This window comes from Mariniflexile sp., assembly GCF_041583155.1.
GTDB lineage: Bacteria > Bacteroidota > Bacteroidia > Flavobacteriales > Flavobacteriaceae > Mariniflexile.
In genome coordinates this window covers 36,342-47,613 of sequence record NZ_JBFHGK010000032.1, presented here as the reverse complement: position 1 = coordinate 47,613, position 11,272 = coordinate 36,342, and the positions used below count along the sequence as shown (strand labels likewise).

Annotated in this window: 11 protein-coding genes and 1 pseudogene; 10 read left to right on the top strand and 2 right to left on the bottom strand. The window is 33.1% G+C overall.

What is annotated here, in order from left to right; all coding sequences use genetic code 11:
• A pseudogene (locus ABYI63_RS12190) lies at positions 1-949 on the bottom strand (phosphoribosylformylglycinamidine synthase); the annotation flags it as partial.
• Positions 950-1,087: 138 nt separating this feature from the next.
• Positions 1,088-2,302 carry an RsmB/NOP family class I SAM-dependent RNA methyltransferase gene (locus tag ABYI63_RS12185; protein ID WP_372756630.1) on the bottom strand — a complete coding sequence of 405 codons (1,215 nt, stop codon included), beginning with the start codon at positions 2,300-2,302 and terminating at the stop codon, positions 1,088-1,090.
• Between the two features lie 297 nt (positions 2,303-2,599).
• On the opposite strand from ABYI63_RS12185, the gene ABYI63_RS12180 reads away from it, so the two are divergent.
• The 10 genes from ABYI63_RS12180 (at position 2,600) to ABYI63_RS12135 (ending at position 11,251) form a co-directional block, all read left to right on the top strand.
• Complete coding sequence (locus ABYI63_RS12180) at positions 2,600-3,178, top strand: RNA polymerase sigma factor (RefSeq protein WP_372756629.1); 579 nt, start codon at positions 2,600-2,602, stop codon at positions 3,176-3,178.
• Positions 3,179-3,226: 48 nt separating this feature from the next.
• Positions 3,227-3,538, top strand: coding sequence for a hypothetical protein (locus ABYI63_RS12175; protein WP_372756628.1), 312 nt, complete (start codon positions 3,227-3,229; stop codon positions 3,536-3,538).
• A gap of 11 nt (positions 3,539-3,549) precedes the next feature.
• Positions 3,550-4,080 (top strand): Spy/CpxP family protein refolding chaperone, encoded by a 531-nt coding sequence (locus ABYI63_RS12170; RefSeq protein ID WP_372756627.1) that lies wholly within the window; start codon positions 3,550-3,552, stop codon positions 4,078-4,080.
• A gap of 119 nt (positions 4,081-4,199) precedes the next feature.
• Entirely contained in the window at positions 4,200-4,484 is a 285-nt protein-coding gene (locus ABYI63_RS12165) for an EF-hand domain-containing protein (protein WP_372756626.1), read from the top strand.
• Positions 4,485-4,536: 52 nt separating this feature from the next.
• Positions 4,537-5,286 (top strand): polyphosphate polymerase domain-containing protein, encoded by a 750-nt coding sequence (locus tag ABYI63_RS12160; protein WP_372756625.1) that lies wholly within the window; start codon positions 4,537-4,539, stop codon positions 5,284-5,286.
• Between the two features lie 13 nt (positions 5,287-5,299).
• Entirely contained in the window at positions 5,300-5,917 is a 618-nt protein-coding gene (locus ABYI63_RS12155; RefSeq protein WP_372756624.1) for a DUF4956 domain-containing protein, read from the top strand.
• Between the two features lie 9 nt (positions 5,918-5,926).
• Entirely contained in the window at positions 5,927-6,649 is a 723-nt protein-coding gene (locus ABYI63_RS12150; protein ID WP_372756623.1) for a DUF2490 domain-containing protein, read from the top strand.
• The gene (locus ABYI63_RS12145) at positions 6,649-8,367 is read left to right on the top strand and encodes a carbohydrate-binding domain-containing protein (RefSeq protein WP_372756622.1); all 1,719 of its coding nucleotides are present in this window, start codon (positions 6,649-6,651) and stop codon (positions 8,365-8,367) included. Before ABYI63_RS12150 ends, ABYI63_RS12145 begins: the two co-directional genes overlap by 1 nt.
• Positions 8,368-8,384: 17 nt before the next feature.
• Positions 8,385-9,800 carry a CotH kinase family protein gene (locus ABYI63_RS12140; protein WP_372756621.1) on the top strand — a complete coding sequence of 472 codons (1,416 nt, stop codon included), beginning with the start codon at positions 8,385-8,387 and terminating at the stop codon, positions 9,798-9,800.
• Positions 9,801-9,976: 176 nt separating this feature from the next.
• On the top strand, positions 9,977-11,251 hold the full coding sequence (locus ABYI63_RS12135) for an arylsulfotransferase family protein (RefSeq protein WP_372756620.1): 1,275 nt from the start codon (positions 9,977-9,979) through the stop codon (positions 11,249-11,251).
• The last annotated feature ends 21 nt before the right edge of the window (positions 11,252-11,272 follow it).

The window sequence follows — 11,272 nt, the reverse complement described above, 5'->3', positions numbered from 1 at the left end:
CCATTGGGGTTTGGTACAACCATTTGCGTTCTGGAAATGCTTTTTCCCAAGGACGGTTTTCTTCTAAGCGAGAATACGAGGTCATGTACACCGCGGTTCCTGCTAATGGAAGTGAGCCTTTTCCACCTGCAAGTCTATCGCGAATTTCACCTCCCGAACCGGTTGCAGCGCCATTAAAAGGCTCTACGGTTGTTGGGAAATTATGCGTTTCGGCTTTTAATGAAATAACCGACTCAAAATCTTTGGTTTCGTAGAAATCTGGTTTGTCGGCTGTTTTTGGCGCAAACTGCTCCACTTTTGGGCCTTCAACAAAAGCCACATTATCTTTATATGCTGAAACAATACTGTTTGGATGTGTTTCAGATGTTTTTCTAATTAATTTAAAAAGCGATGTTGGTTTTTCTTCACCATCTATCACAAATGTGCCATTGAAAATTTTATGGCGACAGTGTTCTGAATTCACTTGTGAAAACCCAAACACTTCAGAATCTGTTAACGGACGACCAATTTTTTTGGAAACACCTTCTAAATACGCAACTTCTTCATCACTTAATGATAAACCTTCTTTTTGGTTGTAAGCCGCTATATCTTCAATGTTTAAGATTGGTTCAGGTTTAATATTTATGGTGAATGATTCTTGATTTAAACCTTTGAATTTTTCAGAAATCATTGGGTCGAAATCTTTAAAGTCTTCAGCAACAGCTTGAAACTCTTCAATACGGATGATATCTGAAATACCCATATTTTGAGTAATTTCAACCGCATTGGTGCTCCAAGGTGTTATCATGGCAGCACGAGGTCCAACAAAAAAAGCATCAAGTGATGCTTGTTCTATTTTTGGGTGGTTGCCAAATAACCATACTAACTTAGCAATGGTTTCGGTAGATAATTCTTTTGTTGTTTGAACAGCAAATACCTTGCTGGTTACGTTTCCAAAGAAATGAATCATTATATGTTGATTTGTTTATTAAAAGTGCAAATTTACTTTTTTTCGGCGTATATCCATTTAATTATTTTTAGGAATATCTCGAGTTATTCAAGAGTTTTGAACATAAAAAAAGCGACTTTAATAAGTCGCTTGGTTTTGTTAAGCTTTTCTTTCAAGTAGTGCCATGTAAAATCCGTCATAACCGGACTTATGGGACAGCACCTTGTTTTCTTTTAAAAAAGTGAAGTTTTTTCCAGCTTCTGATGCTAAGAATGTTTTAACTTGATTTTGATTTTCAGATGGTAAAACTGAACAGGTAGCATAAACTAATTGCCCGCCAACTTTTACCATTCTAGAATATTGTTGCAAAATTTCTTGTTGCGTGATTTTTATTTTTTCTATGAATTCTGGTTGTAATTTCCACTTGGCATCTGGATTCCTGCGTAAAACACCTAAACCGGAACATGGTGCATCAATTAAAACTCGATCTGCTTTATCGTACAATTTTTTAATAACTTTTGTAGAGTCGATTGGGCGTTGTTCTATATTGTGAGCGCCATTACGTTTGGCACGACGCTTTAATTCGTGCAGTTTGTTTGCGTAAATATCTAGTGCAATTATTTGCCCTTTGTTTTCCATTAAGGAAGCAATATGCAATGTTTTTCCGCCCGCACCCGCACAGGTGTCAATAACACGCATACCCGGTTGTACATTTAAGAACTGCGCCACTAATTGTGAAGAAGCATCTTGAACCTCGAAAAATCCATTTTTAAACGCTTCAGTAGTAAAAACGTTAGCGCGTTCTTTTAGTTTTAAAGCATCAGGATAGTCTTTGATGAATTCAGACTCTATATCTAAATCAAATAATTCGGCTTGTAATTTTTCTTTAGTAGTTTTTAAGGTATTCACTCTTAAAATTACATCGGCTTGTTCGTTTAGGGCAGCAATCTCCTTAGTCCAAATTTCGTTGCCTAATTCTTTTTCGCCAATTTCATCCATCCAATCTGGAATAGATTCTTTGAATTTTCTAATTTTAGAAAGTTCATCGAAACGACCTTTAATTTTACGTGTAGGTGTGTTTTCAAAATAAGACCAATCTGGTAATTTAATACCTTTTAATGTTGCCCAAACGGCAAACATTCGCCATAGGTTATCACGATCAAATGGTTCTTTTACTTCGGCAATTTCTGCGTAAAGTCGTTTCCAGCGTACTATATCATAGGTCGTTTCGGCAACAAAAGCTCTGTCTCTTGCGCCCCAACGTTTATCTCGTTTTAATAATTGTTGAATTACTTTATCGGCATAGTTTCCTTCGTTGAAAATTAAAGTTAAACCATCAATAACCGAAAAGCATAAATTTCTGTGTAATCGCATGTTGTTTAAATAAGTGCGCAAAGTTACGTTAATTGCTACGATTTCACGAATGTTTTTATTTTATTGCTGTATTGTTGTTTTTGGTAGGTAAAAAATATGGTTAGGATTAATATTGATCTTTGCTGATGGGGTTGCATTAGGGGTTGAAGCGGAAAGCCCACAGCGACGCAGGAGCGAGGACTTGAAGAGAAAAACCCGACCCGCTTTTTGGCGGGTAATGCCAAAACTAAATGTAATACTGAAGTTTTTTTTACCTTGCAGTCCTAAAATTAATTAGGTTTGTATTAAAGTTTTTTTTTGACTGAAAATGAATTTATAGCGGAATTGAGAAACCATAGCCAAAAGGCTTATGCAAAACTTATTGATGATTTTCAGCAAAAAGTATTTGCAACTTGCATTTCGTTTGTTCCGAATAGAGAGGATGCAGAGGATATTGCTCAGGAGGTTTTTGTTGAGGTTTTTAATTCTATTGGTAAGTTTAAAGGGAACTCCAAACTTTCTACCTGGATTTATAGGATTACTACCAATAAGTGTTTGGAATTTATTAGAAAGAAAAGCACAAAAAAACGTTTTGGGTTTTTACAATCCATCACGGGGAACGATATTCCGTTTGATAAGACTTCGTATTTTACAGAAATGAACCACCCGGGTATTTTGCTTGAAAATAAAGAGAAAACCGAAACTTTATTTAAGGCAATTAATAAATTACCAGAAGCGCAAAGTGTGGTATTTACACTTTGTAAGATTGATGGCAAAAGTTACGAGGAAATTAGTGAAATTACTGAGAAAAGTATCTCGTCCGTTGAATCATTAATGTTTCGAGCTAAGAAAAATTTACAGGATATATTAGGTGATTTTTATAAAAACGATTTGTAACGCAAGTTTTTAAAAGTTATTGCATCTAAACTATTACAATTGAGAATTATGGAAACAAATAAAGATTTACAGAATAAAATTGATAGCACGTTAAATGCTATAGATGCTATTGAATCCGTTAATGTGTCTCCTTTTTTTAAGGATAAAACGATGCAACGTTTATTTGCGGAAAAAGATGAACCAGTAACTACATGGTCTTGGTTTAGCCCTAAATTGCAATTAGCGACATTGGTGTGTGTTATTGTATTGAATATTATTGCATTTAGTGAGATTAGTAAGTCTAATTATGATGAAAATATTAATGATTTTGCAGAAACTTATGGATTGTCTGTTAGTACGGACAGTTCCATATTAAATTAAAATTATAGACTATGAAAAAGAACTTACTTCTCTATATCTTACTTGTGTTTTTAATAATTGTGAATGGATTTTTCTTGTATAATTATTTAGGAAAGCCAAATGTTATAACTGGAGAGGAATCTAGTAAAGGAATGAATTTTGTTATTAAACAATTGGATTTTAATGAAGATCAGATAAAGCAATTAGAAGGTATAGATGATAAACATCATGAAAAAATGAAGGGTTTTAGTAATGAGATTCGGGGTTTAAAGGATGCGCTCTTTAGTAATATATCAGTTGAAACTTTGAATAAAAAGGAAGTCGATTCAATTATTAGCCGAATTGCCCTAAAAGAATCGGAAAAAGAAAAAGAAGTTTTTTATCATTTTAGAAGTATTCATGAATTATGTAATGATAAACAAAAAGCTAAATTTAAAACTATAATAAATCAAGCTCTTGGGAATGGTGGTGAAAACCGACCTCCGCAGCAAGGTATGGAAAGAAATGGCCCTCGACCTCCACGAGACGGTGAAATGCGAGATGGCCCTCCGCCTAGACCCTAAATAAACGTATTATAAGACCCTTAAACTTTAAGGGTCTTTTTTTTTGATTTTTTTAACATAAGTGGTACAAGTTTTTAGAATTACGTGCATCTAAATACATATAACTTAAAAAATAGATAATGAAAAGTAACAAATTAAAAGCAGGTATTATTTTAGGAATGATGGCATTTTTATTTACCATGACTTCAAATGCTCAATCTTCTGATAAAAAACAGCAAAAACCACCAACAACAGCAGAACTTATTAAGCAGATGGATGCCAATGAAGATGGTAAATTATCATTGGAGGAAGTAAAAGGACCTTTAAAAGAAAGTTTTACAAAAATTGATACCAATGAAGATGGATTCTTGTCTAAAGAAGAATTAGATAAAGCACCAAAACCAGAACGTAAGGAAAGAAAGTAGTTCATACTTGAAAAAACACGGATTTCATTAATTATATTCTAAATATTAAAAATTGAAAACAAACATTGTTCAAATTATAGAAGGTCTCTCACCCATTTCGTTACAAGAAATGGACGGTGTTTCGTTAATGAAAAGAACGGATACTAAGTTTGTAATTCATGAAAACCAATTGCTTTCTGTTTTGGAAATTATAAAAAACGAATACAAAGTTTTACAAATTAATGATGATAGGATTATGACTTATTCTTCATTATATTTTGATACGAATTCTACTAAATTTTATAATGACCATCATAACGGAAAAATTAAGAGAACAAAAATTAGAATTCGAAAGTATGTAGAATCTAATATCTTTTTTCTTGAAGTTAAGCAGAAAGACGGAAAAGGGAAGACTAATAAATCTAGAGTACCACTTGAAGGGTTTGAACCTTCCCTTTCTGAAAATTCAGTAAAATTTATCGAAAAAGTAACTAAAACTTCTTTTGATTTAAAACCCATTATTTGGAACAGGTTTAATAGAATAACACTTGTTAATAATACAGCCAAAGAAAGGTTAACCATCGATTTAAACCTGTCTTTTAAAAACGAAGCTAACACCAAGGAATACAGTAAATTGGTAATAATTGAGGTGAAACAAGAACGGTTTAACCGAAACTCTCCCATCGTAACTGCCTTAAGAAACCATGGCGTAATGCCTTATAGCCTTAGTAAATACTGTATAGGAATGGCAAGTTTGTATAAAGATTTGAAATACAATAATTTCAAACAAAAACAATTAAAGATTAATAAAATAACAGCTTAATTAATAGCATCTTATGGAGTTTCTAGATATCCCAATATTTAACGATGATTTTTATAAAATGATGTTCAGGTTGTTCATCAACCTAACGTTTTTAACAATCATAATCAGATTTATTTACTATCCAATTTCAAAACGTAAAGATTTTGTATTTACCTATTACCTAATCAGTCTTATCGTGTTTTTTTTATGTTTCGCACTTAAAAAGTTTGAAATGGACCTTGGTATGGCACTTGGTTTATTTGCCATTTTTGGTATTCTTCGGTATAGAACGGATGCCATATCTCAAAAAGAAATAACCTATTTATTTGTGGTTATAGGTATGTCTGTAATAAACGCCTTAGCAAATAAAAAAATGAGCTATGCAGAGATTCTTGGGTGTAATGTCATTATTATTTTTGTTTTGGTACTTATTGAAAAATACTGGTCATTAAAACAAGAGGTATCAAAATCTATTATTTACGAAAACATTGAAAATATTAAACCAGAAAACTATGCCATTTTAAAAAGCGATTTGGAAAATAGAACGGGTTTAATAATCAATCGAATTACTGTGGGTGAAGTAAACTTCTTAAGAGATACGGCAAACATTACCATTTTCTACTTTAACGGCCATCAAGAAATAAACAATTAAAATGTGATTATGAGAGAAGTGAAGAACTATAAACATGTCTGTTTATTAATGTTACTATTTGGCTTTGTGTTTACAAACAAGATAATTGCTCAAACAAGTGATTCTAAAAATTTAAATGCGTGGACTACCATTGAAATTGAATATAAACTTAACAAAAAATGGAGTTTCTCCTTAGCAGAGCAACTTAGGTTGAAAGAGAATTTGTCGTTAGTTGATAAGTATTTTACCGAATTACAAGCCGAATATTCGTTTAATAAAAACTTTAGTTTGGCTGGAGGAGCTAGATTCAGTAGACAAAACGATACCGAAGGTAATATTCAAGGTTATGAGAACCATTTCAGGTTTCAATTCGACGCTAAATACAAGCACAAAATCAACAATTTTAAATTGGATTATCGCTTGAGATATCAAAATAAAGATGACATGTCGGTTTCAATCGAAGATGGTGATTATGCCAATCAGCACATCCGTTTTAAAACCGATGTTGAATACAATATTAAAAACTGGAAACTAGACCCTCAGTTTTCTGCCGAAATTTTTAATCACTTCGAAAAAGGAGAAGAAAATGGCTTTAATAAATACCGTTTAACATTTGGAACCGATTATGATATGAAAGATTATGGTAAAATAAATGTTTTCTATCGATTTGAGAAGGAGTTAAATGTTGATTTACCAGAAACAACTAAAATTATTGGGTTATCCTACAAATACACTATTAAAAATAAAAAATAATGAATAGAATACGTATCAATTGGAAATCGATTTTGAGCGTTTTTTCCTTAGTAACCATATTATTCGTGAGTTGTTCAGTAGATAAGGATACTGTAGATTTAGTTGATGATGATGATGTTACTTCAACCGAAGACGATTCAAAAGTTACGGTAATAGGAGAAAACCATGAGGAGGCAGCCGATTATGTTTGGGATAGTGCCTCTGTAGTTGGTATTGTGCTAAACGGCTCTTCCATTTCAGTAAATGGTGATGGGGCAACGGTTAATGGAGCAACTGTAACCATAACTGCCGCGGGCAACTATGAAATTACAGGAACATTAAATAACGGACAAATAATAGTTGATACGGATGATGATGAAATCGTTCGACTTATTTTTAATGGCATTAATGTTACAAATACGAGTAATGCCCCTATAAATATTGCAAATTCAGAAAAAACAATAGTAATATTAACTGAAAACACAACTAATTATTTAACCGATGCGAGTAGTTATGTGTTTGCATCAGGGGAAGATGAACCAAATGCGACACTGTATAGTGCCGATGATTTAACAATATATGGAGAAGGGACATTAATAATTGACTCGAATTATAACGATGCCATTACCAGTAAAGACGGCTTACTTATTAAAAGCGGAACCATTAATATAACCTCGGTAGACGATGGTATTAGAGGAAAAGACTATCTATATATTATGGATGGTAACATAACTATAACTGCTGGAGGCGATGGTTTTAAATCTGATAATGGTGATGATGCTAATAATGGATATATAATTATTGAATCTGGTACTTTTAATATTACCAGTGGAGGTGATGCTATTTCAGCGGCATCCAATGTGCAAATAACTACTGGTGATTTTACTATTAAATCTGGTGGCGGAAGCAGCAGTTCTCTAAGTTCAAGTATTTCCGCAAAAGGCATCAAAGCAGATTTAGATATAATAATTGAAGATGGTGTTTTTAATATCAATTCTGCCGATGATACAATACATTCTGGTAACGAAATTACAATTGAATCAGGAACTTTTGAATTAGCTTCAGGTGATGACGCTATACATTCTGATGGAGTAATTATTATAAATGGTGGTGCCATAAATATTAACAGCGATGAAGGTATTGAAAGTCCAAGTATTACCATAAACGATGGAGAAATTAATATTGTAACTAGTGATGATGCTATTAATGCCGCCGGAAATTCAACAAATTATTTGTATATAAACGGAGGATACATTGTTTTAACCTGTTCGGGTGATGGTTTAGATTCTAATGGAAATATTGAAATGACCGCAGGTACCGTAATAATAAATGGACCAACCGCTGCTAATAATAGCACATTAGATTACGACGGAACCTTTAATTTAAATGGAGGTTATATAATTGGAACAGGATATGCTTCCAATATGGAAGAAATAGGAAGTACCACATCAAACCAATATTCATTAATTGTAAAATTGACTTCAGCACAATCTGCTGGTAATTTATTTCATATTGAAGATAGTTCTGGTGAGAATATCGTAACATTTAAACCTGCAAAAAAATACCAATCTATTGTCTTCTCTTCTTCTAAGTTAAGTAGTGGCAGCACATATAAAATTTATTTAGGAGGAAGTTCAACAGGAAGCGAAATAAATGGGCTATATGAAAATGGAACCTATTCACCTGGAAGTCTTTACAAAAGTTTTACAATTTCAAACAAAGTAACAACAGTAAACTAAAAACAAAAACTAAGATTATGAAAACACTAATTTTAAAACTTTCAGCACTATTATCCATCACGTTTTTAGTAACCTATATATTAGTAGGATGTTCTACCAAAGAGTCTGTAACCGAAGATGAATATGAAGAGGTTATTACTTCCGATGATGCAGACTTTGAGGCCACAGATTGGACAACGGAAACGCATTCAAATGATGCCGATCCTAATTTTGATGAAGTATTTGAAGATAATACTGTAAAAAGGTTAGATATCGTTATTAGTTCAACACGCTGGGCCTCGATGTTGAGTAACATGACGAGTTTGTACGGAACTTTCGGTCGGTCTGGAGGCGGTAATTCCAGTTTTTCTGAAGAAGACCCCATCATGGTACCGGCCGAAGTTTTCTATAATGGGAAAGAATGGTATAGAGTAGGTGTCCGATTTAAAGGTAATTCTAGTTTGCAAAGTGCATGGCAAGCCGGAGTTTTAAAACTCTCGTTTAAATTAGATTTTGATGAATTTGAAGATGATTATCCACAAATTAAAAATCAACGTTTTTATGGATTTAAAAAATTAAGTCTGAAAAATAATTATGATGATGATTCGATGCTTCGCGAAAAAGTAGCCATGGATGTGTTTAAGAATTTTGGTTTAGCGGGTTCCCATACTGCATTTTACACGGTTTATGTTGATAGCGGTAATGGCCCTCAGTATTTTGGAGTTTATACTTTAGTTGAAGAGGTTGATGATACGGTTATAGAAACTCAATTTTTGAGCGACGAAGGAAATTTATATAAACCAGACGGCGATGCAGCAAGTTTTGCAAATGGTACATACGATGAAAGTGAATATGAAAAGAAAACAAATGAAGATTTAGCAGACTTTTCAGATGTAAAAAGTTTACTAACAGTTATAAACGATAGTAAAAGAACAACCGATCCCGCTACCTGGAGAACCAATTTAGATGCTGTTTTTGATACCGATGTGTTTTTAAAATACCTGGCAGTTAATACTGTAATTCAAAACTGGGATACCTATGGTAGAATGACACATAATTATTACTTGTATAACAATCCTGCTACTAATAAATTAACATGGATACCTTGGGACAATAACGAATCATTACAAACCGGTAAGCAAGGCGGCTCTTTGCCCTTAAATTTTTCAGGTTTAAGCTCAACTAGTTGGCCAATAATAGGATATATGTATCAGGATGCCGTTTATAAAGCGAAGTACGATAATTATGTGCAGGAAGTAGTAGATGGGCCTTTTAATGTGAGTACTATGCAGGCTTTGTACACCAGTTATGGAGCCTTGGTTCAGCCTTATGCAATTGCAGAGGTTAGTGGGTATACATTTTTAAATTCAAGTAGTTCCTTTACTTCAGCAATTAGCACCCTTAAATCGCATGTAAGTTCAAGAGCTTCTGCGGTTAGTAGCTATCTTAAATAAAGATATCGTATTAAAAAAATCGTAATCATAAAATTTTTAGAAAAAATAGACCTTGTAAAGCAGGGTCTTTTTTTTTAGAATTATTTAACACTATTCGAAACAAGTTTTTATTCATACCATCATCTAAAAAAATATAACATAAAAAATATTTTTAATTATAGTTAAATAGTAATAGTATGGAAAATTTTAGATTAAGAAAGACAGTAAAATATTCAAAAATATTTTTACTTATAGTATCATTATTCACATTAGCAACTGGATGTAGTGACGAATCTTATACAGATGAGGAAATAGAAGAAGCAACGGAATCAACCGCATCGATAGATACAGATTCCTATATTTTAGTTGTAGATAACGGACTTGAAGGTGTTTATTTGATAAACCATGATGGAGATGAAATCTTTACATGGGATTTAGATGGAGATGAATTGGGAGATGATGCACAACTTTTAAGCGATGGGAGTTTACTTTTATCATTAAGATCGTCTAACTCTCAAATTACATTTGGAGGCTATGGTGGAAAGTTTAAAAAAATAAATGCAGACCAAACGATTGATTGGGAAGTAAGTTATTCTGACACCAATTACAGAGCGCATCATGATGTGGAATATTTATCTAATGGGAATATCATTTTTCTTGTGTGGGAAAAAATTAGCGCTAGTGAAGCAATTCAAATGGGATCTTCAGCAAGCAATGCGATTTACCCTGAATCTATTGTAGAGATGAACCCACTTACTGGTGAAGTTGTTTGGGAATGGCATGCTACCGATCACTTCATTCAAGACTATGATAGCACAAAAGAAAATTACGGTGTCGTTGCCGATAACCCGAATAAAATAGATATAAATTATAACAGTAGTCAATCTGATGGCGATATCATGCATGCTAATGGGATCACTATTGATGAAACCAATAATTTGCTATATATCACAGTTAATTTTTATAGTGAAGTATGGGTAATAGACCATAGTACAACAACTTCGGAGGCGGCAACATCTTCTGGAGGCAATTATAATTTAGGAGGCGATTTGGTTTATCGTTTTGGAAACCCACTAACTTACGACAATATTGGAGATGTTACGCTTAATCGTGTTCATTATCCGAACCTTTTTGAGACGAATAAAATGTTGGTTTTTTCAAATAATATTTATAATGGACAATCAGCAGTTATTGAATATGAGTTGAGTCCACCTTATCAACTTGTTGCGGGTAAAAATAACGAACCATCAGTTACTTGGGAGTTTACAGATAGTAGTTTGTATAGCTTAACCACTAGTAGTGCCAGTAGAATGAGTAATGGAAATACTTTAATAGGCGAAGGAACAGCGGGAACCATCTGGGAGGTAAGCAATAGTGGCGAGGTACTTTGGAAAAATGCAAATTTCAAGAATATTTGGAGAACTTACCCAATTGAAATTAATTCACCTGCTTTAACAGCTTTAGGGTTGTAATTTATATAATAAATAAAAACA